Source organism: Pukyongiella litopenaei (assembly GCF_003008555.2).
Taxonomy (GTDB): domain Bacteria; phylum Pseudomonadota; class Alphaproteobacteria; order Rhodobacterales; family Rhodobacteraceae; genus Pukyongiella; species Pukyongiella litopenaei.
The window spans coordinates 266,841-291,788 of the sequence record NZ_CP027665.1 but is presented as its reverse complement, the minus strand read 5'-3'; the positions used below and the strand labels follow the sequence as shown (position 1 = coordinate 291,788).

At 67.2% G+C, this 24,948-nt stretch carries 24 protein-coding genes and 1 pseudogene; 13 read left to right on the top strand and 12 right to left on the bottom strand.

Annotated elements, in window-relative coordinates; all coding sequences use genetic code 11:
- Positions 1–27: 27 nt before the first annotated feature.
- Positions 28–426: a hypothetical protein gene (locus C6Y53_RS01430; RefSeq protein WP_106473893.1), complete on the top strand. Its 399-nt coding sequence runs from the start codon at positions 28–30 to the stop codon at positions 424–426.
- Positions 427–441: 15 nt separating this feature from the next.
- On the opposite strand, the gene C6Y53_RS01425 is transcribed toward C6Y53_RS01430, so the two are convergent.
- From C6Y53_RS01425 to C6Y53_RS01405, 5 genes are all read right to left on the bottom strand, one after another.
- On the bottom strand, positions 442–1,986 hold the full coding sequence (locus C6Y53_RS01425) for a Ppx/GppA family phosphatase (RefSeq protein WP_106470812.1): 1,545 nt from the start codon (positions 1,984–1,986) through the stop codon (positions 442–444).
- Positions 1,987–2,036: 50 nt separating this feature from the next.
- Positions 2,037–4,223, bottom strand: coding sequence for an RNA degradosome polyphosphate kinase (locus C6Y53_RS01420; protein ID WP_106470811.1), 2,187 nt, complete (start codon positions 4,221–4,223; stop codon positions 2,037–2,039).
- A 41-nt stretch (positions 4,224–4,264) separates the two neighbouring features.
- A complete protein-coding gene (locus C6Y53_RS01415; RefSeq protein ID WP_106473892.1) occupies positions 4,265–4,939 on the bottom strand; it encodes a P-loop NTPase family protein in 675 nt (224 codons plus the stop codon).
- 10 nt (positions 4,940–4,949) lie between these two features.
- The gene (locus tag C6Y53_RS01410; protein WP_106470810.1) at positions 4,950–6,026 is read right to left on the bottom strand and encodes an AI-2E family transporter; all 1,077 of its coding nucleotides are present in this window, start codon (positions 6,024–6,026) and stop codon (positions 4,950–4,952) included.
- A gap of 81 nt (positions 6,027–6,107) precedes the next feature.
- Positions 6,108–7,991 (bottom strand): SLC13 family permease, encoded by a 1,884-nt coding sequence (locus C6Y53_RS01405; protein WP_106470809.1) that lies wholly within the window; start codon positions 7,989–7,991, stop codon positions 6,108–6,110.
- 191 nt (positions 7,992–8,182) lie between these two features.
- On the opposite strand from C6Y53_RS01405, the gene proS reads away from it, so the two are divergent.
- The 3 genes from proS (at position 8,183) to C6Y53_RS01390 (ending at position 11,628) form a co-directional block, all read left to right on the top strand.
- Positions 8,183–9,532 carry a proline--tRNA ligase gene (gene proS, locus C6Y53_RS01400; RefSeq protein WP_106470808.1) on the top strand — a complete coding sequence of 450 codons (1,350 nt, stop codon included), beginning with the start codon at positions 8,183–8,185 and terminating at the stop codon, positions 9,530–9,532.
- A 133-nt stretch (positions 9,533–9,665) separates the two neighbouring features.
- Positions 9,666–10,952 (top strand): lipoprotein-releasing ABC transporter permease subunit, encoded by a 1,287-nt coding sequence (locus C6Y53_RS01395; protein ID WP_106470807.1) that lies wholly within the window; start codon positions 9,666–9,668, stop codon positions 10,950–10,952.
- Positions 10,945–11,628, top strand: coding sequence for an ABC transporter ATP-binding protein (locus C6Y53_RS01390; protein ID WP_106470806.1), 684 nt, complete (start codon positions 10,945–10,947; stop codon positions 11,626–11,628). The genes C6Y53_RS01395 and C6Y53_RS01390 overlap by 8 nt, the downstream gene beginning before the upstream one ends.
- Before the next feature lie 25 nt (positions 11,629–11,653).
- On the opposite strand, the gene C6Y53_RS01385 is transcribed toward C6Y53_RS01390, so the two are convergent.
- Both C6Y53_RS01385 and secG read right to left on the bottom strand, forming a co-directional pair.
- A complete protein-coding gene (locus tag C6Y53_RS01385; RefSeq protein ID WP_106470805.1) occupies positions 11,654–13,297 on the bottom strand; it encodes a CTP synthase in 1,644 nt (547 codons plus the stop codon).
- Between the two features lie 162 nt (positions 13,298–13,459).
- Positions 13,460–13,828 carry a preprotein translocase subunit SecG gene (gene secG / locus C6Y53_RS01380; protein WP_106470804.1) on the bottom strand — a complete coding sequence of 123 codons (369 nt, stop codon included), beginning with the start codon at positions 13,826–13,828 and terminating at the stop codon, positions 13,460–13,462.
- 113 nt (positions 13,829–13,941) lie between these two features.
- Here secG and nthA point away from each other — a divergent pair, with 113 nt between their 5' ends.
- The 9 genes and pseudogenes from nthA (at position 13,942) to C6Y53_RS01335 (ending at position 21,321) form a co-directional block, all read left to right on the top strand.
- Positions 13,942–14,562, top strand: coding sequence for a nitrile hydratase subunit alpha (gene nthA / locus C6Y53_RS01375; protein WP_106470803.1), 621 nt, complete (start codon positions 13,942–13,944; stop codon positions 14,560–14,562).
- On the top strand, positions 14,559–15,236 hold the full coding sequence (nthB, locus tag C6Y53_RS01370; protein WP_106470802.1) for a nitrile hydratase subunit beta: 678 nt from the start codon (positions 14,559–14,561) through the stop codon (positions 15,234–15,236). Before nthA ends, nthB begins: the two co-directional genes overlap by 4 nt.
- Positions 15,233–15,580, top strand: coding sequence for a nitrile hydratase accessory protein (locus C6Y53_RS01365; RefSeq protein WP_106470801.1), 348 nt, complete (start codon positions 15,233–15,235; stop codon positions 15,578–15,580). Before nthB ends, C6Y53_RS01365 begins: the two co-directional genes overlap by 4 nt.
- Positions 15,581–15,714: 134 nt before the next feature.
- Positions 15,715–16,887: a substrate-binding domain-containing protein gene (locus C6Y53_RS01360; RefSeq protein ID WP_106470800.1), complete on the top strand. Its 1,173-nt coding sequence runs from the start codon at positions 15,715–15,717 to the stop codon at positions 16,885–16,887.
- 70 nt (positions 16,888–16,957) lie between these two features.
- Positions 16,958–17,721, top strand: a pseudogene (locus tag C6Y53_RS01355) (ABC transporter ATP-binding protein).
- Positions 17,714–18,436, top strand: coding sequence for an ABC transporter ATP-binding protein (locus tag C6Y53_RS01350; RefSeq protein ID WP_106470799.1), 723 nt, complete (start codon positions 17,714–17,716; stop codon positions 18,434–18,436). The pseudogene C6Y53_RS01355 and the gene C6Y53_RS01350 overlap by 8 nt, the downstream one beginning before the upstream one ends.
- A gap of 1 nt (position 18,437) precedes the next feature.
- Positions 18,438–19,469 carry a branched-chain amino acid ABC transporter permease gene (locus C6Y53_RS01345; protein WP_106470798.1) on the top strand — a complete coding sequence of 344 codons (1,032 nt, stop codon included), beginning with the start codon at positions 18,438–18,440 and terminating at the stop codon, positions 19,467–19,469.
- 1 nt (position 19,470) lies between these two features.
- A complete protein-coding gene (locus C6Y53_RS01340) occupies positions 19,471–20,523 on the top strand; it encodes a branched-chain amino acid ABC transporter permease (RefSeq protein ID WP_106470797.1) in 1,053 nt (350 codons plus the stop codon).
- Positions 20,524–20,547: 24 nt separating this feature from the next.
- On the top strand, positions 20,548–21,321 hold the full coding sequence (locus tag C6Y53_RS01335) for an alpha/beta fold hydrolase (protein WP_244614916.1): 774 nt from the start codon (positions 20,548–20,550) through the stop codon (positions 21,319–21,321).
- Positions 21,322–21,343: 22 nt separating this feature from the next.
- Here C6Y53_RS01335 and C6Y53_RS01330 read toward each other — a convergent pair whose 3' ends face one another.
- The 5 genes from C6Y53_RS01330 to C6Y53_RS01310 are packed head-to-tail and all read right to left on the bottom strand — an operon-like array spanning position 21,344 to position 24,898.
- On the bottom strand, positions 21,344–21,700 hold the full coding sequence (locus tag C6Y53_RS01330; RefSeq protein WP_244614915.1) for a hotdog family protein: 357 nt from the start codon (positions 21,698–21,700) through the stop codon (positions 21,344–21,346).
- Positions 21,700–22,059: a MaoC/PaaZ C-terminal domain-containing protein gene (locus C6Y53_RS01325; RefSeq protein WP_106470795.1), complete on the bottom strand. Its 360-nt coding sequence runs from the start codon at positions 22,057–22,059 to the stop codon at positions 21,700–21,702. The genes C6Y53_RS01330 and C6Y53_RS01325 overlap by 1 nt, the downstream gene beginning before the upstream one ends.
- Positions 22,046–23,536, bottom strand: coding sequence for an AMP-binding protein (locus C6Y53_RS01320; RefSeq protein WP_106470794.1), 1,491 nt, complete (start codon positions 23,534–23,536; stop codon positions 22,046–22,048). The genes C6Y53_RS01325 and C6Y53_RS01320 overlap by 14 nt, the downstream gene beginning before the upstream one ends.
- Complete coding sequence (locus C6Y53_RS01315) at positions 23,529–24,311, bottom strand: enoyl-CoA hydratase/isomerase family protein (protein WP_106470793.1); 783 nt, start codon at positions 24,309–24,311, stop codon at positions 23,529–23,531. Before C6Y53_RS01315 ends, C6Y53_RS01320 begins: the two co-directional genes overlap by 8 nt.
- Positions 24,308–24,898: a TetR/AcrR family transcriptional regulator gene (locus C6Y53_RS01310; RefSeq protein WP_106470792.1), complete on the bottom strand. Its 591-nt coding sequence runs from the start codon at positions 24,896–24,898 to the stop codon at positions 24,308–24,310. The genes C6Y53_RS01315 and C6Y53_RS01310 overlap by 4 nt, the downstream gene beginning before the upstream one ends.
- Between the last annotated feature and the right edge of the window lie 50 nt (positions 24,899–24,948).

The following is a 24,948-nucleotide window of genomic DNA, read 5'->3' as shown; positions in this document are numbered from 1 at the left end:
GCCCGGTCCTGCGGCTATGATCGGGCCATGAAACAGAGACTCGCCACCGCCATCGCCGTCACGCTTGCCCTGAGCGTGCCCGCTGTTGCCCAGGACCAGAGCCAGGATGACGGCGGGGGCGGGCTGATGGGCGAGGGGCTGAACATGCTCCTGGAGGGGCTGAGGAAGGAAGTCTCGCCTAAGCTGGACGCGCTGCGCAGCCTGGTCGACGATTACGGCCCGGCGATGGAGAGCTTTCTCCAGGAAATGGGGCCGGCCTTCGCGTCGATGCTGGAGGAGGTGAAGGACTGGTCGCGGTATCATCCGCCCGAGATCCTCGACAATGGCGATATCATCATCCGCCGCAAGGCGGACGCGCCGCCAGAGACCGATGAGAAACCGGGGACCCTGAGCGAAACGCCCCCGTCGGGCCAGCAGGACATCTGAGAGCGGCGGGCGCAGTCAGCGCGCAGGTTTGATCCGGACCTCCGAACCGAGCGCCGTGGCCAGCGACAGCAGCCGGGCCTGCGCCACCTCGCCGAACAGCGGCTCGGCCTCGCGTGACAGCCGCAGTTCCAGTTCCTTCTTCTTGGGGCGGAACCGCAGGGCCGCCATGTCGCCATCCGGGCGCATCCACAACATGGCGCCGAACCGCATCGCCTTGCCCAGCACCTCGGCCTGGTGGCTGTCCTTGTCCGGCAGCAGGCCGATCAGCGGGTCGAGCCGGGTGCCCTCGCGCTTGTTGCGATAGCGGTGCAGCAGCGCCAGCCCCAGGTAGACACGTTCGGAATGGCTCAGCCCGCCCAGGTTGGCCCGCGTGACATTGTCGAAACAGACCTCGGCCCGATAGTCGGGATGGGCGCGCCAGCTGACATCGTGCAGCAGGCAGGCGGCCTTGATCAGGCGCTGGCGTTCGGGCGGCGCGGACCTGAACAATGGCGTGACGAAGTGGAACAGCGTCTTGCCAAAGCCGCGCATCCGGGCGTCCTTGGCCTCGGCGAACCGGCAGGCCTCGATCAGCGGATCGCGGTCGCGCAGCCGTTGCGGCATCTGTTCGAACAGCAGGCCTTCGCGGATGCCGTAGGATGAGATCGCGATGTCGCGGGGCCGGAACTCCTGCATCAGCCGGGACAGCACCTCGCAGGCGATCGGGACAAGGTCCATCCGCGCCGGGCTGATGCCGCAGGCCTGCCGCAGCTCGTCGAGATCGCTGTCTTCGACATAGCGGATGGTCCTGCGCACCGAGCGGATCGTCATCCGGTATTCGTGCAGCACCCGCAGCGGATAGCCGCGGCGTTCCATGTCGATCCGGGCGATGGCCCGCCAGCTGCCGCCGACCAGAAACAGCCGGTCGCGCTGCGGTCCCATGGTTTCGGACAGGTCGCCGATCACCGACCTGATCCGCGCCTTGCGGCCCCGGCGCCCGCCCTTGAGCCCGCTCAGCTTCAGCGGGCCGAGATCCGAGGTGACGCGCCGGCCCACGGTGCCACCGCCGATCTCGGCCAGTTCCATCGACGCACCGCCGATGTCGCAGACCAGCCCGTAGGCCCCCGGCCAGCCGAGCAGAACGCCCTGGGCCGACAGCCGCGCCTCTTCGCCGCCGTCGATGACGTGCAGCACCAGGCCGGTTTCGGCCAGGACCTGTTCGCAGAATTCGGGCCCGTCCTCGGCATCCCGGACCGCCGCCGTCGCCACCGCCGATAGCGGCGGCATCCCCAGTTCGCGCACAATGGCCTGGAAACGCCGGATCGCCGCCAACGCGCGCGCGCGGCCCTCCGGGTTCAGCCTGCCGGTTTCCGCCAGGCCCGATCCCAGCCCGCACATGATCTTTTCGTTGTAGAAATAGGCCGGGCTGCGGGCAGCGCCGTCGAACACCACCATCCTGACCGAGTTCGAGCCGACATCGAGGACGCCGACGCGCGACAGCGCGCGCGCATCCGCGCTGTCGAACAGGGGCCGCCCGAACGGATCCCAATGGCCGTGCTGCGGTTCGTTTCGCTGGTTCATGTTTCCCCCGGCAGCGGTCGGACGCAGGATGCGCGAAGCACCTTGGCGGGTCAATTGCCCGGGCCGTCGGCGGTGTGCGTCAGCTTGGGCACATCCTTGGCGCCGGCCGATCCGCGCCCGGACAGGGACGGGTTTTCCATGAAGAACCTGTGGCAGCTGAACGTGAATTCGCCCTCGGGCAACGGGTCGCGGGCAAAGCTGCCATCGGGCGCCATCACCCAGCTCTGTGCGACATCGGCGAGGTTGGCGGCCATGATCTGGCTGACGATCTGGGCCTTTACGGTGCCGTTGGTGATCTCGACCAGCGTTTCGACCCGGCGGTTCAGGTTGCGGCCCATCCAGTCCGCCGACGAGATGAACACGCGGGCGGTCTTGGACGGCAGCCCGGCGCCGTTGCCGAAACAGACGATGCGCGAATGTTCGAGGAACCGGCCGACCACCGATTTCACCCGGATGTTGTCGGAAAGCCCCTTGATACCCGGACGCAGCCCGCAGATGCCGCGGATCACCAGCGATATCTTCACCCCGCCCTGACTGGCGCGATAGAGAGCGTCGATCACTTCGCTGTCGATCAGCGAATTCATCTTGGCCCAGATCTCGGCCGGCCGGCCGGCCTTGGCGTGGTCGATTTCGGCCTCGATCATCTGGATCAGCCGGGGCTTCAGCGTCAGCGGCGAGATGGCGAGGTTTTCGAGCTGCGCGGGCTGGGCATAGCCCGAGAGATAGTTGAACACCTTGGTGGCATCGCGCCCCAGCGCCGCATCGCAGGTAAAGAACGACAGGTCGGTATAGATGCGGGCGGTGATCGGGTGGTAGTTGCCGGTGCCGTAATGGGTATAGGTCACGAGCTGGTCGCCCTCGCGGCGCACCACGGTGGAAATCTTGGCATGGGTCTTGAGGTCGAGAAAGCCATAGACCACATGCGCCCCGGCCCGTTCCAGCCGCCGCGACTGGCGGATGTTGGCGGCCTCGTCGAACCGTGCCTTCAACTCGACCAGCGCGGTGACGGACTTGCCGTCCTCGGCGGCTTCGCACAGGGCCTCGACGATGGGGGAGCGTTTCGAGGTGCGGTAGAGCGTCTGCTTGATCGCCACCACGTCCGGGTCGCGCGCGGCCTGGGCAAGGAACCGCACCACCATGTCGAAGGTTTCATAGGGGTGGTGCAGCAGCATGTCCTTCTTGCGGATCGCGGCAAACATGTCGCCGTCATGGTCCTGCACCCGTTCCGGCACCCGTGGCGTGAAGGGCTGCCACAGCAGGTCTGGGCGCTTGTCGGTGACCAGTTCGGACAGGTCGGCCATGCCCATCATGCCGTCAAGCTCGACCACCTCGGTATCGACCACGCCCAGTTCGTGTTTCACCGTGTTCAGCAGCGCGCCCGAGGCCGAGGCCGAATGGGTCATGCGCACCACCTCGCCGCGGCGGCGGCGTTTCAGCGCCACCTCGAATTCGCGCACCAGGTCTTCGGCCTCTTCCTCGACTTCGAGATCGGAATCGCGCAGCACCCGGAACTCGAAATGCGATTTCAGCCGGTAGCCGGGAAACAGGCTCTCGATCTCTTCCAGCAGCAGCTCTTCCAGCGGCAGGAACCGCTGCTGCGCGTCGGTGCCGGGCAGGGGCATGAACCGTTCGATCTGCTGCGGAATGGGCAGCAGCGCCTGGAGCGAGCGTTTGTCCTTTTCGCGTTCGAGCTGCAACGCCAGCGAATAGCCGGTGTTGGGGATGAAGGGGAAGGGATGGGCCGGGTCGATGGCCAGCGGCGACAGCACCGGGAACACCTGTTGCAGGAACACGTCGGCCAGGTAATCCCGGTCCGCATCGTTCAGTGCCGCGCGGTTCAGCACCGAGATGCCGGTATCCTCCATCTCGGCCAGCAGGCCGGTCAGAACCCGCTGCTGCGCCTGCATCAGCCGGCCCGCGTCCTCGTGGATCAGGACCAGCTGCTCTGCCGGGGTCAGCCCGTCGGCCGCGGGCGTGATGTTGCCGGCATTGGCCAGTTCACGCAGGCCGGCGACGCGCACGGTATAGAACTCGTCGAGATTGTTGGCCGAGATCGACAGGAAACGCAGCCGCTCCAGCAGCGGCACGCGGCAGTTCTCGGCCTCTTCCAGCACGCGCCAGTTGAAGCCCAGCCAGCTGAGTTCGCGGTTGTAGAACCGCTGCGGGCCGCTGGGATCGAAATCGGGCAGTTCGGTGGCGGGGGCAAACGGGGCCTTGAGGAAATCTGATCTGGTCATGAGGGGCTTGTCGTCGATTTGTGCAACGGAATTGTCACGGTTCACGCCGCGTCGGCGTCGAGCAGCCGAACGGCCAGCGGACGCGACAGGGCTCGGGATTCGGCCAGCGCGACGCGGTCCAGCCGGTCGACGATCTCGGCGGCGGCGGCAAAGGACCGGTCCATGCGCGTGATGACATAGGGGATTACATCGGGCCTCGGCGTCACCTGCCGGTCGGCGAACAGCTTGGCCAGCACCGCCGCCAGCAGCGAATCGTCGGGCGGCTCGAGCGCGCAGTGATGGGCGGCGGACACCCGGCTCTGCAGGTCGGGCAGGCCCAGCCCCCAATGCGCGGGGGCGCCGCGGCCGGTCAGCAGCAGGGGCCGGGACGCCGCCCGCAGCAGGTTGTGCAGGTGAAACAGGGCGGTCTGGACCGCGCCGTCATCCGCGATGTCGGGCACGTCCTCGACGGCGACCGGCCCCGCGGCCAGCGCGGCGAGATCGCGGCCGGGCAGGGCGGCGGCCGGTAGGATGGTGGCGCCGCTCATCGCCGCCCAGACATGGGTCAGGTGGGTCTTGCCCGAGCCGGCGGGGCCGGACAGCGCCAGCTTGCCCTCGGGCCAGGAATTCCACAGGTCGATCATCGCGACCGCCAGCGCATTGGCCGGCGAAACGAAGAAATCGCCGCGCCCCAGCGCCGGTTTCACCGGCAGCTCAAAGCTCAGCTGTTGCGGTATCTCGCGCATTTCAGGCATCGCCGGGGCCGCCCTGGTCCGACAGGCCGCGATAGAGCCGCCCGGCAAGATACTGGTTGATGGCGAACCGGGCGATCACGCCAATCGCGGCGGCCACGGGCACCGCCACCAGCATGCCGACGAACCCGAACAGCATCCCGAAAACCGACAGCGCCAGCAGCAGCCAGACCGGGTGCAGCCCGACCGAACTGCCGACCAGCTTGGGGGTCAGGATGTTGCCCTCGACCACCTGCCCGACCATGAAGATCGCGGCCACCAGCCCGATCGACACCCAGTCGCCCCAGAACTGGAACAGGGCCAGCCCGATGGCCAGCGCGCCGCCGATCAGGGCGCCGAGATAGGGGATGAAGGTCACCAGCCCGGCAATCGCGCCGACCACGAGCCCGAAATTCAGGCCGACCAGCATCAGCGCGATGGCGTAATAGGTGCCGAGAATCAGGCAAACCGTTCCCATCCCGCGCACGAAAGCCGACAGGGTGCCGTCGATCTCGCGCGCCAGCTGCCGGATCACCGGGGCGTGGTCGCGCGGCAGCAGGTCGTCGATCCGGGCGATCATGCGATCCCAGTCGAGCAGCATGTAGACCGACACCACCGGCACGACCAGCAGCAGCACCACCACGTTGACCAGCGACAGCGCCGAGCCGAGCGCCGTCTGCAGCAGTTGCGGGCCGCGTTCGCGCACCGCGTCGCCGATACTGGCCAGGGTGGTATGGATCGTCGAATCCTCGATCAGGATGGACGGGAACCGGGCCACCAGCAGATCGCGCAGCTTGCTGGTCAGCTGCGGCAGCGTCCGGATCAGGTCGATGCCCTGCGCGATCAGCGCCGGCAGAACCAGCAGCAGCAGCAGCGCGAAGATCACCAGTGCCGACGCGGTGATCAGTGCCGTGGCGGCAGATCGCGACAGGCCCATCCGTTCCAGCCGGTCGGCGATCGGGTCGAGGAAATAGGCCATCGCGCTGCCCAGGACAAAGGGCAGCAGCACATCGCCCAGCAGCCACAGCACCAGCACGAAGGTGACGGCGGCGACGCTCCAGTATTTCAGCTGAGTTTCCACCGGCAGGGCCATGATGTTCCTCTCGTGATCCGTTCGTTCCCGTCATCGCGCATGGGCGCGCGGCTGGCAAGGGCGGGCAGCGGCGCGTGCCGGTCAGAAGACCAGATTGAGCATCGTCAGCGATACCACGAGGAACAGGATCGTCATGATCCCGCCCGAGCGCACGAAATCCATCACCTTGTAACCGGCCGGGCCCATGATCAGCGCGTTGACCTGGTGGGTCGGAATGATGAAGCTGTTCGAGGTCGAGATCGCCACCGTCAGCGCAAAGACCGCCGGGCTGGCACCCGCGGCGACGGCGATCGACACCGCCAGCGGCACCAGCAGCACCGTGGCGCCCACGTTTGACATCACCAGCGAAAACGCGGTGGCCAGAATGGCGACCCCGGCCTGCAGCGCCCAGATCGGCCAGCCGTCGAGGATCACCATGATCTGCTGCGCGATCCAGGCCGCGGCTCCGGTGTTTTGCACCGCCCTGCCCAGCGGGATCAGGCTCGCCAGCAGGAACACCGTGTTCCAGCCCACCGCCCGATACGCCTCGTCGATGGACAGCACGCGGGTCAGCAGCATCCCCACCGCGCCGGTCAGCAGGCTCAGCGACAGGCGCACGTCGGTGAACAGGATCATCGACAGCGAGATGACAAAGAACAGAAGCGCCCAGCCGACCTTTTGCGGGCGCAGCTCCTCCTGCGGGAAATCCGAGGTGACGATGACGAAATCGGGGTCGCGTTTCAGCCGGGTCAGGTTGTCCCAGCGGGTATGGGCGACCAGCATGTCACCGGCGCGGAACGGCACCAGCCCGATGGCGGTCGGCTGGTGATTCTCGGATTCGACATGGCTCAGCGTGTCCTCGCCGCGATGGATCGCCAGCAGCGACAGGCCATAGGTCTTGCGCAGCAGCAGGTCGCGGGGCGACTTGCCGATCAGCTTGCTGTCGGGGGGGATCACCACCTCGGCGATACCCGCGTTCGTGGGCGCGAATTCCTCGGCGAAAACGTCTAGCCGGGGCCGCATCTCCAGCCCGTAGCGGTCGGCGAACCGTTTCACCGCCTTGCGCCGGCCGATGATCGCCAGCCGGCAGGGGGCGGCGATCTCGGCGGTGAGGATCTGCACCATCGACACCTTGCCGCGGTAGAAGGTCGAGATGATGTAGAGGTTGTTCTCGAGGTTGATGTCGGCCAGCATCTGCCCGACCAGCGGGTTGTCGGCGGGCACTTCCACCTCGAACACTTCCGCGCTCAGCCCGTAGACCCGTTTCAGATAGGCGCGGGTGCCCTGCGCCGTGGTGCCATCGACGCGCGCCGGCGCGGCGGGCAGGACCCAGCGGCCCAGGACCAGGAAATAGACGATCCCGGTCAGGATCAGCACCGCGCCGACGGGGGTCACCGCGAAAAGCCCGAAAGGTTCGATCTTCTGTTCGTCGGGCAGGCCCTGGTTGGCCGTCATCACCAGGTCGTTGAGCAGGATCAGCGGCGACGAGCCGACCATGGTCATGGTGCCGCCCAGGATGGCGCAGAACCCCATCGGCATCAGCAGGCGCGACAACGGGATGCCCGAGCGCGACGAGATCCGACTGACTACCGGCAGGAACAGCGCCGCGGCCCCGACATTCTGCATGAAGGACGAGATCACGCCCACGGTGCCCGAGATGATCGGCACGATCCGGGTCTCGGTCGTCCCGCCATAGCGCAGGATCACCGCCGCGACCTTGTTCATGATGCCGGTCTTGTCCAGCCCGGCGCCGACGATCATCACAGCGATGATCGAGATCACGGCATTCGAGGCGAAACCGTCGAACAGGTGGGTCACGTCGGCGATGTTCTCCAGCCCCGGCAGGTAGGACAGGATGCCCACCAGCACCAGCACCAGGATTGCGGTCAGGTCGATGCGCAACAGTTCGGAAACGAACAGGAACACCGTCAGGCCAAGGAGCGCCATGACAACGCCCATTTCGTAGGTAAAGGCGATCGGCTCCATCCGCGTGTGTCCCTCCCGGCATTACGTTGGGTCAGTTAAGCCCATCCGCACCGGGTTTGTCATGGGTTTTGAAATCGCGGCGCCGCCTGCGGCCGCGGCGAACCCGCGATCCGGGTCCGCAATGCCGGATTGCCCGCGCCGGTGCTTTGCCTTAGATCAGGCCAGACCCGGAACGCCAGATAGGTAAACCCATGCGCCTGAGCCGCTATTTCCTGCCCGTCCTGAAAGAAAATCCCGCCGAGGCGCAGATCGTCAGCCACCGGCTGATGCTGCGCGCGGGCATGATCAAGCAAGCCAGCGCGGGCATCTATTCCTGGCTGCCGCTGGGCTACAAGGTGCTGCGGAACATCGAGCGCATCGTGCATGAGGAACAGATCCGCGCGGGCCATGTCCCGATGCTGATGCCGACCGTGCAATCGGCCGAGTTGTGGCGCGAGAGCGGGCGCTATGACGCCTATGGCCCCGAGATGCTGCGCATCCGCGACCGCCACGACCGCGACATGCTCTTTGGTCCAACCAACGAGGAACTGATCACCGACATATTCCGCGCCCATGTGAGCAGCTACAAGGACCTGCCGCTGACGCTCTACCACATCCAGTGGAAATTCCGCGACGAGATCCGCCCCCGGTTCGGGGTGATGCGCGGGCGCGAATTCTTCATGAAGGACGGCTACAATTTCGACCTGACCAAAGAGGATGCGCTGCACGCCTACAACCGCCACCTGGTCAGCTATATCCGCACCTATGAACGGATGGGGCTGCAGGCGATCCCGATGCGCGCCGACAGCGGGCCGATCGGGGGCGACGACACCCATGAATTCCTGGTGCTGGCCGATACCGGCGAATCCGAGGTGTTCTATGACAGCGCGGTGACCGACATCCGGCTGGGCAACCGCGAGATCAATTATGACGATGTCGGACAGTGCCGCGCGGTGATGGAGGAATTCACCGCCCTCTATGCGCGCACCGACGAAACCCATGACGAGGCGCGGTTCGTCGAACAGGTCCCGGCCGAGCGCCAGCGCCGCGCGCGCGGGATCGAGGTGGGGCAGATCTTCTATTTCGGCACCAAGTATTCCGAACCGATGGGCGCCACCGTGCAGGGCCCCGACGGCAAATCGGTGCCGGTGCATATGGGCAGCCACGGGATCGGCGTCAGCCGGCTGGTGGGCGCGATCATCGAGGCCAGCCATGACGACAATGGCATCATCTGGCCCGAGGGCGTCACGCCGTTCCATTGCGGCATCGTCAACCTCAAGCAGGGCGACGAGGCGGCGGACGCCGCCTGTGACGGGATCTATGCGGCGCTGACCGCGCTGGGGCTCGATCCGCTCTATGACGACCGCAAGGAACGCGCGGGCGGCAAGTTCGCGACCATGGACCTGATCGGCCTTCCCTGGCGGATCACGGTCGGCCCGCGCGGCCTTAAGAACGGCGTCGTCGAACTGACCAGCCGCCGCAGCGGAGAAAGCGAGGAACTGCCGCCCGAGGCCGCGGTGCAGAAGATCGCGGCCATCTACGCACCGGATACCGGGGTCTGATGCAGGGGGCTGATGCCGGAGCGGGGCGTGCATCGGGTGAAACCCGCCGGTCACGGGCGCCGATCCGGGCCGCGGGTTGACCCCGGCGCCGCTTGGCCACACCTTCCGCACCGAACCCGGAGCAGGACATCAGATGGCACGGAACACCGTCCCCTTCGCCCCCTTCGAATGGATGATCGCCTGGCGCTACCTGCGGGCGCGCCGCGCCGAGGGCGGGGTCAGCGTGATGACCTGGATCAGCCTGATCGGCATCACGCTGGCGGTCTTTGCGCTGATCGCGACATTGGCGGTGCGCTCGGGGTTCAGGGCGCAGTTCGTCGACACGATCCTGGGCGCGAACGCGCATGTGACGCTGTATCAGGCGCCGCAGGAGACCGAGACCGGCGGCATCGACCGGACGATCGCGGATTATGACGGCATGGCCGCGCGGGTGGCCGGGGTACCGGGCGTTACCCGCGCCGCGCCGCTGGTGCGGGGGCAGGTGATGATATCGGCGGGCGGGCGCAATGCCGGTGTCGAGGTGCTGGGCATCGCGCAGGCGGATATCGAAACCTTGCCCGGCATCGCCGACAGCGATGAGGCTTATGGCGATCTGTCCCGGTTCGGCGCCGGCATCGCCATCGGCGCCGGTGTGGCGCGCGAGATCGGCGTTGCGGTGGGCGACCGGGTCAAGCTGATTTCGCCCGAGGGCGTGCGCACCGCCTTTGGCACCAGCCCGCGCGTGAACGCCTACGAGGTGGTCTATGTCTTTTCCGCCGGGCGCTATGACATCGACCGCACGCGGGTCTACATGCCCTTTGCCGAGGCGCAGGGCTATTTCAACCGCGAGGGACGCGCCGACGAGATCGAGGTGATGGTGAGCGACCCGGACGCGGTGGGGGCGCTGGTGCCCGCGCTGCTGGAGGCGGCGGGGGAGCGGGCGCTGGCCTGGACCTGGCGGGATGCCTCGGGCGGGTTCCTGCGCGCGCTCGAGGTCGAGGACAACGTGATGTTCGTGATCCTGTCGATCCTGGTGCTGATCGCGACGATGAACATCGTCTCGGGCCTGATCATGCTGGTCAAGAACAAGGGCCGGGACATCGGCATCCTGCGCACCATCGGGCTGAGCGAGGGCTCGGTCATGCGGGTGTTCTTCATCTGCGGCGCCTTTACCGGGCTGGTCGGGACCGCCCTGGGCGTGGTGCTGGGCTGCCTGTTCGCGATCTATATCGACCCGATCTTTTCCTTCGTGAACTATGTCATGGGCGGCGGGGTCTGGGACCCGGCGATCCGGGGCATCTATGCGCTGCCGGCCGAGCTGCACCTGAACGACGTGCTCAAGGCGGTGGCGCTGTCGCTGGGGCTGTCCTTCGTCGTGACCATTTTCCCGGCGCGCCGGGCCGCCCGGCTGAACCCGGTGGAGGCGCTGCGCTATGAGTGAACCGGTGCTGACCCTGACCGGGATCGAAAAGAGCTATCTGCGCGGCACGCCCGGCGAGGTCCGGGTGCTGCGCGGCGCCGATCTGGTGCTGAACGCGGGCGAGGCGGTGGCGCTGGTGGCGCCGTCGGGCGCGGGGAAATCGACCTTGCTGCATATCGCCGGGCTGCTGGACATGGCCGATGCGGGGCAGGTGATGATCGCAGGGGACGACATGACCCGGCGCGGCGATCGCGGGCGCACGGCCACGCGGCGGCGCGATGTCGGGTTCATCTACCAGTTCCACCACCTGCTGCCCGAGTTTACCGCCGCCGAGAACATCGTCCTGCCACAGCTTGCCGACGGTGCATCGCGGGCGGCGGCGCAGGACCGGGCGATGGACCTGCTGGCGCGGGTCGGGGTCGCGGGACGGGCAGGTCACCGGCCTGCCGCGCTGTCGGGGGGCGAACAGCAGCGCGTCGCCTTCTGCCGCGCCCTTGCCAACCGGCCCCGGTTGCTGCTGGCCGACGAACCGACCGGCAATCTCGATCCGGCCACCTCGGACCAGGTGTTCGACGCACTGATGGAACTGGTGCGCGGCGAAGGGCTGGCGGCGCTGATCGCGACCCACAACATGGACCTGGCCGCGCGCATGGACCGTGTGCTGCGGCTGGAGGAGGGGCGGCTGGTGGCCGCGTGAGAGCGCCGCCGCGGTTGTCGCCCGGTCAGAACAGGCGCGAGCTTGCCGTGGCGGCGCGGATGAACTCGGCGAACAGCGGATGCGGGGCAAAGGGCTTGGATTTCAGTTCCGGGTGGAACTGCACGCCGATGAACCACGGGTGATCGGTCCATTCCACGATCTCGGGCAGGCGCCCGTCCGGTGACATGCCCGAGAACCGCAATCCGGCCTTTTCCAGCTTGTCGCGGTATTTCACGTCCACCTCGTAGCGGTGACGGTGGCGTTCCTCGATCGCGGTGGTGCCATAGACCCCGGCGACCTTCGACCCCTCCGCCAGCACCGCGTCATAGGCGCCCAGGCGCATGGTGCCGCCCTTGTCGTCGCCAAGGTCGCGCTTGACCGTGTAATTCCCCTGCACCCATTCCTTGAGGTGATAGACCACCGGTTCAAAGCGTTTGCGCCCGGCCTCGTGGTCGAACTCCTCCGATCCGGCATCCTTCACCCCGGCCACGTTGCGCGCCGCCTCGATCACCGCCATCTGCATGCCCAGGCAGATGCCCAGATAGGGCACGTTGCGGGTGCGGGCGAATTGCGCGGCCTTGATCTTGCCCTCGGTGCCGCGTTCGCCAAAGCCGCCGGGCACGAGGATGCCGTGGAATTTCTCCAGATGCGGGGCCGGGTCCTCGTCGTCGAAGATCTCGGCATCGACCCACTCCACCTTGACCCGGACCCGGTTGGCCATGCCGCCATGGGTCAGCGCCTCCTTGATGGATTTGTAGGCGTCTTCGAGCTGGGTGTATTTGCCGACGATGGCGACATTGACCTCGCCATCGGTGTTGTGGATGCGGTCCTTGACATCGCGCCAGACCGACAGGTCGGGTTTCGGCGCCGGCGAGATGTCAAAGGCATCCAGCACCGCCTGGTCGAGCCCCTGTTCGTGATAGGCCAGCGGCGCCTCGTAGATCGAATTCAGGTCATAGGCCGCGATCACGTTTTCCGGGCGCACGTTGCAGAACAGCCCGATCTTGGCGCGTTCCTTGTCCGGGATCGGCTGTTCGGACCGGCAGACCAGCACATCCGGCTGCAACCCGATCGACCGCAATTCCTTGACGCTGTGCTGGGTCGGCTTGGTCTTGAGCTCGCCCGAGGCGGCCAGCCAGGGCAGCAGGGTCAGGTGCATGAAGATGCACTGCCCGCGCGGGCGGTCCTGGGAGAATTGCCGGATCGCCTCGAAGAAGGGCAGGCCCTCGATATCGCCGACCGTGCCGCCGATCTCGCAGAGCATGAAATCCACCTCATCGTCGCCGATCTCGATGAAATCCTTGATTTCGTTGGTGACGTGCGGGATCACCTGGATCGTCTTGCCGAGGTAGTCGCCACGGCGTTCCTTTTCCAGCACGTTGGAATAGATGCGCCCAGAACTGACGCTGTCGGTCTTGCGGGCGGCGACGCCGGTGAACCGTTCGTAATGGCCCAGGTCCAGATCGGTTTCCGCGCCGTCATCGGTCACGAACACCTCGCCGTGTTCATAGGGCGACATGGTGCCCGGATCGACGTTCAGATAGGGGTCGAGCTTGCGCAGCCGGACCGAGAACCCGCGCGCCTGCAGCAGCGCCCCGAGCGCGGCCGAGGCCAGCCCTTTGCCCAGAGATGAAACAACCCCGCCGGTGATGAATACATATCGCGCCATTTTGTCGGCTGCCCCCGTGAGAATTCAGCGATTCAGGTGTCCGGCGGTTCGTCGAAAAACCGCAGCATCACGGGACTCCACTCTTATGGGATTCGCGTAGGCGACGCAAGACAACCGCAAGATGCTGTTGCGGTTATCCGCCCTTCTTCAAGGTGTTGATGATCAGTCGGCGCGCGGGGCGAGCGGTGCGTTGTCGCCCTGGGCCGGCGGCAGCAGGTCGTCGCCGGCCGGCAGCGCCGGTGCGCCGTTACCGTCCTCGGTCGGGGCCGACGGGGTGCCCAGGCGGTCCACCACCGAGGTTCCGCGCGCATCCTGCGCCGCCAGGATGGTCAGCGTCAGCGAGGTGATGATGAAGGCGATCGCCAGTCCCCAGGTCACCTTGCCCAGCGCGGTCGCGGCCGCGCGGCCGGACATCACGCCGCCGCCGCCGCCGCCCATGCCGAGGCCCCCGCCTTCGGACCGCTGCATCAGCACAACGGCGATCAGGCCCAGGGCCAGCAGAAGGTGGATGATGAGAACGACGTTTTCCATGATGACCCGCGGCGGTTGGCTTCAACGGGCGCTATGTATGCAAAAGCTGACAGCGGGGCAAGGGACGAAACGCGGGCTGGACAAGCGGCCGCGCCGGGACGCACACTGGGACCATGCCGCATGACCATCCGGACCACGATCATCCGCACGCGCTGCTTCCGCCCGAACCGGCGCTGCGGGTCAAGGCGCTCGAGACGATCCTGGCGGACAAGGGGCTGATCGACCCCGCGGCGCTGGACCGGATCATCGACACCTATGAAAACCGGATCGGGCCGCGCAACGGGGCGCAGGTGGTGGCCCGCGCCTGGATCGATGACGGGTTCCGCGCGGCTTTGCGCGAGGATGCCACCGCCGTGGTGGCAGAACTGGGGTTCTTCGGGCGCCAGGGTGAACATATGGTGGTGGTGGAAAACACGCCATCGACCCATAACATGGTCGTGTGCACCTTGTGTTCCTGCTACCCGTGGCCGCTGCTGGGTATCCCGCCGGCCTGGTACAAATCGGACGCCTACCGCGCCCGTGCGGTGCGTGAGCCGCGCAGGGTTCTGGCCGATTTCGGCGTGACCCTGCCCGCGGACACCGCCATCCGGGTCTGGGACAGCACCGCCGAGGTCCGCTATCTCGTCCTGCCGATGCGCCCCGAGGGCACCGGCGACTGGGACGAGGCGGCGCTGGCCGGGCTCGTCACGCGGGATTCGATGATCGGCACCGGCCTGCCAAGGGCGCCGTCGTGACCCGGGTGCATGACATGGGCGGCCGGTTCGGTGACGGCCCGGTGCGGCCCGATCCCGAGCAGGCGCCGGTCTTTGCCGCCGACTGGCACGCCCGTGCGCTGGCGGTGACGCTGGCGGCCGGGGCGCTGGGGCGCTGGACCCTCGACGAATCGCGCCATGCCCGCGAATGCCTGTCGCCCGCGGATTACACGCGGTTTTCCTATTACGAGAAATGGATCGCGGCGCTGGCCGACCTGTTGGTGGCCAAGGGGGTGCTGAGCCGCGATGACCTGACCGGCCATGGGGGTGGCGGGGCGCACCCGCTGGCCGGGCGCAGGCTGGCGGCGGAGAATGTGGCACGGACGCTCGCGCGGGGCGGTCCGGCGGACCGGGACGCGGGGCCGGGGCCGGTATTCGAGGCCGGGCAGGCGGTGCGGGCGCTGCGCCCGGCGGCGAACCGGCTGGTCGAAGGCGGGCATACGCGGCTGCCCGCCTACGCGGCCGGGGCGCAGGGATATGTGCTGCGCTGCCATGGCAATCATGTGCTGCCCGACAGCAACGCGCACGGGCTGGGCGAGGCGCCCGAGCCGCTCTATTCGGTGCGGTTCAAGGCGGCGCAGCTCTGGGCCGCGCCGGAACATCCCGATGACGAGGTGATTCTCGACCTCTGGCAAAGCTATCTGGAACCCGCATGACCGATGGCGCGCCGCCCGACCCGGTCTTTGCCGCGCCCTGGCACGCGCAGCTTTTCGCGCTGACGGTTCATCTGAATGAAACCGGCCTGTTCGCGTGGACCGACTGGGCCGCGCGGTTCGGCGCGACGCTGGCGCGGCACGGGCTGGACCGCGAACTGGATGGCGGCGACGACTATTTCAACGCCTGGCTGGAGACGCTCGAGACCCTTCTCGACGACCGGGGCGCGGCGGGGCAGGCCGAGGCCCGCACCATGCGGGCGGCGTGGGAACGCGCCTACCTGACCACGCCCCATGGCGATCCCGTGCGGCTCGGCGCCACCGCGCCCGGTGACGGGACGGCCTGACCCGGCAACCGGCACATCCTTCCTGTTCAGCCTTCCTGTCGGCGCTGCCTGTCCGGGCGCGATCACCGTGCTTGACATGAATAATGGTTCATGTTTCATGTTTGGGTGAGAGGTAAACCGGGAGGATCACTCTGATGAAACGCACTTTGTCCGTTGCCCTGACGGCGTCGCTGCTGGCGACGCCGCTTTTCGCGGAGATCAGGATCGCGCATGTCTACGGCAAGACCGGCGCGCTCGAAGCCTATGCCAAGCAATCGCATGTCGGGCTGATGCTGGGGCTGGAATATGCGACCGAAGGGACGATGGAGATCGATGGCGAACCGATCGTCGTGATCGAGAAGGATACCCAGCTGAAACCGGATATCGGCAAGGCGCTGCTGGCCGAGGCCTATGGCGACGACGATGCGCAGATCGCGGTCGGGCCGGTGTCGTCTGGCGTGGCGCTGGCGATGCTGCCGGTGGCCGAGGAATACGAACGCATTCTCGTGGTGGAGCCGGCGGTGGCCGATTCGATCACCGGCGAGAACTGGAACCGCTACATCTTCCGCACCGGCCGGAACTCGTCGCAGGATGCGATCTCGAACGCCATCGCCCTGGGGGGCGAGGGTGTCACGGTGGCCACGCTGGCGCAGGACTACGCGTTCGGGCGTGACGGCGTCGCCGCGTTCAAGGAGGCGCTGGAAGGCACCGGCGCCACCGTCGCGCATGAGGAATACGTCCCCACCGACACCACCGATTTCACCGCCGCCGCCGAGCGTATCTTCCAGGCGATGGGCGATATCGAGGGTGAAAAGAAACTGTTCATCATCTGGGCCGGTGGCGGCAGCCCGATGGGCAAGATCAACGCGATGGACCCGTCCCGGTTCGGGATCGAGATCGCGACCGGCGGCAACATCCTCGCGGCGCTGACCGCCTACAAGGAGCTGCCGGGCATGGAGGGGGCGACCTACTACTATTACGAGATCCCCAAGAACCCGGTGAATGACTGGCTGGTCGAACAGCATCTCGACCGCTTCGGCACGCCGCCCGATTTCTTCACCGCGGGAGGGATGTCGGCCGGGCTGGCCGTGGTCGAGGCCATCCGCAAGGCCGGTGGCGCCGACGATACCGACGCGCTGATCGAGGCGATGGAAGGCATGGAATGGGAAACGCCGAAAGGCACCATGCAGTTCCGCGCCGAAGACCACCAGGCGCTGCAGCCGATGTATCATTTCCGCACCGAGGTGCAGGACGGCAAGGATTACGGTGTCCCGGTTCTCGTGCGTGAACTCGCGATCGGGGACATGGACCTTCCAATCCGCAACTGAGGCGGCACAGAGGGGGCGTCCGCGCCCCCTCTCACCCGTGTCCGAATTCACGCCCAGCAGGGAGAACCCGATGACCCAGAAGCTTCTGGAAACGGATGGGCTCACGGTGCGCTTTGGCGGCCATGTGGCCGTCGATGCGGTCAGCTGCGCCTTCAGGGCCGGGGAGCTGACGGCCATCGTCGGCCCAAACGGCGCGGGCAAGACGACTTATTTCAACCTGATTTCCGGCCAGATCCCGGCCTCGACGGGGCGGGTGTCGCTGATGGGCGAGGACATCACCGGGCTGGGTGTCGCCGAACGCTGCCGCAAGGGGCTGGGCCGCGCGTTTCAGCTGACCAACCTGTTTCCGAACCTGTCGGTGCTGGAAAACGTGCGGCTGGTCATCCAGGCCCACCAGCACAAGCGGGTCAGCCTGTTCTCGATGGCCGACAGCCACGAGGAACTGACCGTGGCGGCGATGGCGGTCCTCGAACGGGTGCGGCTGGACAGGCTCAAGTACCAGACAGTCGCCGAACTCAGCCACGGCAACCAGCGCAAGCTCGAGGTGGCGCTGCTGATCGCGCTCGACCCGATGGTCTACATGTTCGACGAACCGACCGCGGGGATGAGCGTGGACGAGGCGCCGGTGGTGCTCGATCTCATTGCCGAGCTGAAGGCCGACCGGGAACGCACGATCCTGCTGGTCGAACACAAGATGGACGTGATCCGCACGCTCGCAGACCGGATCATCGTTCTGCATAACGGGGCGCTGGCCGCCGATGGCCCCCGGCCGAGGTGATGGCCTCGGACATCGTGCAGGAGGCCTATATGGGCAAGGAGCTGGAAAATGTCTGAGCCGGTTCTCAGCCTGCGCGACGTTCACACCGATATCGCGCAGTATCACATCCTGCAGGGCGTCGATCTCGATGTGCCGCGCGGGGGGGTCACCATGCTGCTGGGGCGTAACGGTGTCGGCAAGACGACGACGTTGCGCACCATCATCGGCCACTGGCAGGCCCGGGCCGGGTCGATCGCCTATGACGGGCAGGACATCACCACATGGCCGGCGGCGGCGCGCGCGCGGGCAGGGATCGGGTTCGTGCCCGAGGACATGGGCATCTTTGCCGACCTGACCGTGCAGGAAAACATGACCCTGGCCGCCGTCTCTGGACCGCTGGCCCCGGACCGGCGCGACTGGCTGTTCTCGGTCTTTCCGCCGCTGAAGACCTTCTGGAACTCCGAGGCGGGAAACCTGTCGGGGGGGCAGAAACAGATGTTGTCGATCGCACGGGCGATGGCCGAGGACCGGACGCTCTACCTGATCGACGAGCCGACCAAGGGGCTCGCGCCCGCGATCATCTCGACCATGGCCGGGGCGTTGCGCGAACTGAAGGAACAGGGCGCGTCGATCCTGCTGGTGGAACAGAATTTCTCGGTCGCAAGGGCACTGGGCGATACCGCCGCAGTGATGGAGGACGGCCGGATCGTCTGGACCGGCCCGATGCGCGAGCTGGCCGAAGACGCCGCCCTTCAGGAACGCCTGATGGGCCTGAGCATGGAGGCGCACTGACATGACCGCAGCCCCCGATCATACCCCCACCTTCGCCGAAACCACGCTGGCCGAACGGATCGGCAAGGCGGCACCGGTGCTGCTGGTTCCGGTCCTGGTGGTGCTGGGTTTCATTGCCATCGGCGCGCCGTCGTCATGGCTGACACTCACCGTCTCCGGGCTGGCGATGGGGATGATGATCTTCATCATGGCCTCCGGACTCACGCTCGTGTTCGGGCTGATGGACGTGATCAATTTCGGCCATGGCGCCTTTATCTCGGTCGGTGCGTTCGTCGGCGTCTCGGTGCTGCTGGCGCTGGGAACCTGGACCGGCGCGCCGTCGCTGCTGCTGAACGTGGCGGCGGTGCTGCTGGCGGTGATCGCCGCCATGATCGTCACCGGCGCGCTGGGATGGGGGTTCGAACGGGTCATCGTGCGGCCCGTCTACGGGGCCCATCTCAAGCAGATCCTGGTGACCGTGGGCGGGCTGATCGTCATCGAACAGCTCATCCATGTCATCTGGGGGCCGGACGAGATCTTCATCAACCGTCCCGTGATGCTGAAGGGCGCCGTCACCTTTGCCGGTGCGGCGGTCGAGAAATACCGGCTGCTGGCGGTGGTCATCGGGCTGGCCCTGTTCGTGGCCATGCGCATGGTGCTGCGGCGGACCAAGATCGGCCTGATCGTGCGGGCCGGCGTCGAGAACGGCGAGATGGTCCAGGCGCTCGGCTACCGGCTGCGGCTGGTCTTCATCGGCGTGTTCATCGCCGGTTCGGCGCTGGCCGGGCTGGGCGGCGTGATGTGGGGGCTCTACCAGGAGGTGATCACCGCCGGGATGGGCGAGGAAATGATGATCCTCGTCTTCATCGTGGTGATCATCGGCGGGCTCGGCTCGGTCGAAGGCGCGTTCATCGGCGCGCTGCTGGTGGGACTGCTGCAGAACTATGTGGCCTTTCTGGAACCGAAACTGGCGCTGGTGTCGAACATCGCGCTGATGACCGCCATCCTGCTGTGGCGGCCCCAGGGCATGATGCCCGTGGTGAAGGCGAAATAAGATGCTCGTGAACCTTCTTTCCGGCGACAAGCCGCGTTCGACCGTCCTGACCGTCCTGCTGCTGGTCATTCTCGTGGGCCTCGCGCTGGCGCCGTTCCTGTTTCCCGGCGTGCGGTCGCTCGAGACCGCGGCGCGGATCTGCATCTTCATCGTGCTGGTGGCCAGCTACGATCTGCTGCTGGGCTATGCCGGCATCGTCAGCTTTGCCCACACGATGTTCTTCGGGCTCGGGGCCTATGGCGTGGCGCTGGCCTCGACCCATATGGGGCGCGGCTATGACGCGCTGATCGCGGGCGCGGGGCTGGGCGCGGTCGCGGCGGCGGCGCTGGCGCTCCTGATCGGGCTGTTCTCGTTGCGGGTGCGGGCGATCTTCTTTGCCATGATCACGCTGGCGGTGGCCTCGGCGGTCGCGGTGCTGGTCTCGCAGTTTTCCGGCCTGACCGGCGGCGAGGACGGGCTGAACTACAAGATCCCGCGCGAACTGACCCCGGCCTTTCGGCTGGGCGAGGTCATGGGCGTCCGGATCAACGGCAAGGTGCTGAACTACTACCTGATCTTCGCCGGGTCGCTGGCGTTGTTCCTGCTGATGCTGCGGATCGTCAATTCGCCCTTTGGCCGGGTGTTGCAGGCCATCCGCGAAAACGATTTCCGGGCCGAGGCGATCGGCTACAAGGTGGTCTGGTACCGCACGCTCGCCACCTGCATCTCGGCGGCGACGGCGGCGCTGGCGGGGTCGCTGTTCGCGATCTGGCTGCGCTATGTCGGGCCGGACACGACGCTGTCCTTCGAGATCATGCTCGACATCCTGCTGATGGTCGTGATCGGCGGCATGGGCACCATGTATGGCGCGGTGATCGGGGCGACGATCTTCGTGCTGGCGCAGAACTACCTGCAGACGCTGATGGGGTCGGCCTCCGAGGCGACCTCGGCCCTGCCGCTGGTGCCGCACCTGCTCGACCCGGACCGCTGGCTGATGTGGCTGGGCATCCTGTTCATCCTGAGCGTCTATTTCTTTCCGACCGGGATCGTCGGCCGCCTGCGGGCCGGACGTTGACCGGGCGCTGACCGGACGCTGAACGTGGCATCCCCGATCCTGTTCCTGCACGGCTGGACCATGCGCGGCGCGGTCTTTGACGACCTCGCCGCCCGCATGGGGCCGGATTTCGACTGCCTCGCCCCGGACCTGCCCGGCCACGGGGCGGCGGCAGGGGCGGCGGCGGGGCGGCCCGCGACGATCGAGGCCTGTGCCGAGATGGTGGCGGCTATGCTGGACGGCTACCCGGAGAACGCGGTCACCGTCGTCGGCTGGTCGATGGGCGCGGCCGTGGCCTGGCGCTATGTCGCCGGGTTCGGCACGGCGCGCCTCCGCGGTCTCGTCACCGTGGACATGAGCCCGAAGCTCATGCCATCGCGGGACTGGCAGCACGGGTTGAAATGCCAGACCGCCGAAACCGTCGCCGCCTCGACGCGCCGGTTCGCCGAGGATTGGACGGGTGCGGCACCGGGCATTGCCCGCACCATGTTCGCGACACCCGCCGGCGCCCCCGGTTTTTCCTGCATCGATGCGCTGCGCGTCATCCTGGCGCAGGATGCGGACGACATGCGCGCCTTGTGGGGCGATCTCGTGGCGCTCGATCAGCGTGACGTGATCGCGGAGATCGACGTGCCTTACCTGGTCTGTTCCGGCGCGCAGAGCCGGGTCTATCCGGCCGCTGTCTCGGACTGGATCGCCGCGACCGCCCCACAGGCGCGGCGGCGGGTCTTTCGGCGATCCGGCCATTCGCCGCACCTGGAGGAAGCCGGGGCGTTTGCCGGCATGCTGTCGCGGTTCGTGGCGTCGCTGGACGGCTGAGGCGCCCTCAGGCGCCCTCGGCTCAGGCGCCGATATCCCGGGCCTTGACCAGCGACCGGCCCTCGCAGATCAGCGTGCCATCGGGGGCCACGCAGCGCGCCCACAGATCGACCAGGTGCTTTTCCGGGCGCAGCCGCGTGATCTCGACCGTCGCGGTGAGTTCGGCTTCGGTCGGGGCAGGGGCGTGAAACCGCAGTTCCTGCTTGAGATAGTTGGTGCCCGAGCCGGGCAGCCTGACCCCCAGCAGATAGGAAAACAGCGCCGCGATCAGCGGTTCGGGGACGTGGTCGCCGGGGGTCGCACCCGACAGGTCCGCAAAGCCCGCCAGGTCGTCGGCGGTATAGCTGCGCGATATTGTTGCTGTCTGTCCAACCTCCATCACGCGATCTCCGCTTCGCCGACCAGGACCTCAGCCCGGTCCGCCACCCGTGCCGCCCGCATCGTCACGCGCCCCGGCGCGGTTTCGGTGACCGAGAGCGCGATTTCCTCACCGGCGAAGGCCGGGTTCGGAAACATCATGGTCTGGCTGACCTGGCGGGTTCCGGGGCGGTGTTGCAGCAACAGCCCCCACAGCCTGGAATAGATCAGCATGCCGTGGCTGACCGTGCGGCCGAACGCGGTGCGCGCCGAAAACGCCGGGTCGACATGGATGGCGTTGTCGTCGCCGGATACCTCGGCAAAGGTATCGAAATCGGCCTGTGTCGGCATCCAGCGGGCGGACAGGTCAAGCATCGTCATAGGTCTTTCTGAGGTCGGGTTTGCGGATCTTTCCGGCCGCTGTGCGCGGGAAATCGTCGACCACCCGAACGGTGGCGGGCACCTTGTAGGCGGCCAGCCGCTCGCGGCACCAGCGCCGGATCGCGTCGGGGTCGGGGGCCTCGCCCGGCCGCGCGATCAGGAACGCCGCGCCGACCTCGCCCCACCTGTCGTCGGAGACGCCGATCACCGCGACCTCGAGCACGGCGGGATGCGCGTTCAGGACCCGTTCGACCTCGGCCGGATAGACGTTTTCGCCACCCGAGATATACATGTCCTTGATCCGGTCCACGACAAAGTAATACCCGTCCGCGTCCCGGCGTCCGATATCGCCGGTGGCCAGCCAGCCATCGGGGGTGAAACTCGCGGCGGTGGCCGCCGGGTTTTCATGGTATCCCGGCGTGATGCCGGGGCCGCGCAGCTGGATTTCGCCTTCGCCCGCCGCGCCGGCAGGCACGCCGCCCAGCCGGACCTCGGTCAGCATCTGCGCCTTGCCCACCGAACCGATCTTGGCGGTTGCGTGGGCGGGGTCCATCAGGAACACGGTCGGCCCGGTTTCGGTCATGCCATAGCCGTTCAGGACATGGGCGCCGCGATCGGCAAAGAACCGGATCAGCGGCTCGGGCAGGGGGGCGCCGCCGCAGCCGCAGCGGATGCCGGACCAGTCGATGCGGTCGATGTCGGGCAGGAGCGAGAACGCCTGGTAGATGGCCGGCACGCCGAAGAACTGGGTCACGGCCCCGTCGCGGATCAGCGCCAGCAGGTCATCGGCCTCGAATTTCGGCAGGATGGTCGAGGACCCGCCATTCAGGAACACCGGCAGCGTGTAGAGATTGATCCCGGCGGTATGGAACAGGGGCAGGAAGTTCACCGACCGGTCGGCGCTGGTCAGCCCGATGGCCTGGCCGATATTGACCGCGTTGACCCAGGCCATGCGCGCGGTCTGGGTGACCGCCTTGGGCAGCCCGGTGGTGCCCGAGGTGAACAGCAGGTACCAGGGCCGGTTGGCCGGGACCGCATCGTTGCGCGGCGGCCCGCCTGCCGCGATCCAGCCGCCCAGGGTGCCCTCGATGTCATGCAGCGCGGCACCGGTTTCGGAACCGACCGCCGCGGCCAGGTCGGCATGGGCCGCATCATGCAGGATCGCATGCGCCCTTACGGGGGTCAGCGTGTCGACCAGTTCCCGCGCCGTCTGCCGCCAGTTCAGCGGGCACAGGATGATACCGGTTTTCTGACAGGCCAGCAGCGTCAGGAAGAACTCGGCCCGGTTCAGGCAGAGGATCGCCAGCCGGTCGCCCTCGGTCAGGCCGGCGGCGGTCAGACCCTCGGCGATCCCGTTGGCGGCGTCGTTCACGGCGGCAAAACTCCAGTCCAGACCGGTCGACGTATCGCGGAAGGCCAGCGCACCGGGTGAGATTTCGGCCCGTTTGAAGGCCATGTCCGGAATGAGGTCAAACATGCGGGGTCTCTTGCTCTCTTCCCAGGAACCGGGCCATGCCCGCCTGGGTGGTCTCCAGCGCGATCCGCGCCCGGAAGGCCGTCGTTTCCGCCGCCAGGCGGTCGCGCAGCGCGGCACGGCGCGCGGCATCCCAGATCAGCCCCTTGGTGGTGATCGCGGCATCGAGGTTCAGTGTGTTCAGAAGGTCCAGCGCCCGTGTCTCCGGCGCGGTGTCGATTGCGGTGGCCAGCCCCATCCGATGCAGGTCATCGGCGCCGTGACGGCCATCCAGCATCAGCCATTGCTGCGCTGCCGCCGCTCCGATCCGCTCTGGCAACAGCGCGGTCCAGCCGCCATCGGGGGCAAAGCCGACCGTTGCATAATAGGGCTGGACGAAGGCATCGGGCGCCAGCACGGTGAGATCGGAGGCAAACAGCAGCCCCGCCGATCCGCCGGTGATGGCGCCGCGCGCGGCGGTGGCAAACAGCACCGGCATCGCGACCATGCGAGACACGCAGTCCTGGAGCCGGGGCACGACCTCGTCGGCATAGGCCGCGGCGGTGCCGGTCCGGGCCGCGTCGTGAAACCGCGCCACATCGCCACCGGTCGAGAAATTGCGCCCACCGGTCAGCAGCGCGACCCGTGCGCCGGAGGCCTCGAGCGCATCGAGCGCGGCATGAAGGCCCGCGAGCAGCCCCGGTTCCAGCGCGTTCGAACGCGGGGCGTCCAGCGCGATGTGAAAACACGGCGCGCCGCTGGCGAGCGGGCGGATGGCGGTGGTGACCGGCCCGGTCATGGGGCCAGCCCGTGGCAGATCATCGCATGGGCTTCGTCCACCACCCGGTCGAAATCGGGCGTGTCTTCCCACAGGACGTAGCGGTCGCCCAAAGCCTTGGCCATGCCCATCAGCGCCCAGGCCCGGACATCGGCATCGCCCTGGGCGATCTCGCCATTGGCGGCGGCCTCGCGCAGCCCGGCGGCATAGGCGTCGCCGAAATCGGAAAAATAGGCGCGATAGGCGTCGGGATCGACGAACCGGGCCTCCTCGACGATGCGATAGAGCGACGGGCGCGCCGATACGAACCGCAGGAACGCCTCGAGCCCGGCGCGTTCCGCCGACAGCCGGTCGGGCGCGCCCGCGATGGCGGCAGAGACCATGGTGCGGGTGATCCGCCCCATCTCGAGCACCAGTTCGTGGAAGATCTCTTCCTTGCTGGAGAAGTAGATGTAGAAGGTTCCCATCGCCGTTTCGGCGACGCGGGTGATCTCGGCGATGGAGGCGGTGGAAAAACCCTGTTCGCCCATGACCGCCTCGGCCGCGCTCAGGATCTTTGCGCGCCGTGCCAGTCCGCGTTTGGTTTTGGGTGCCGTGGCTTTGGTCATGCTGACATGAATAATGATTCATGTTTCAATATCAAGCAAATTCCATCGCC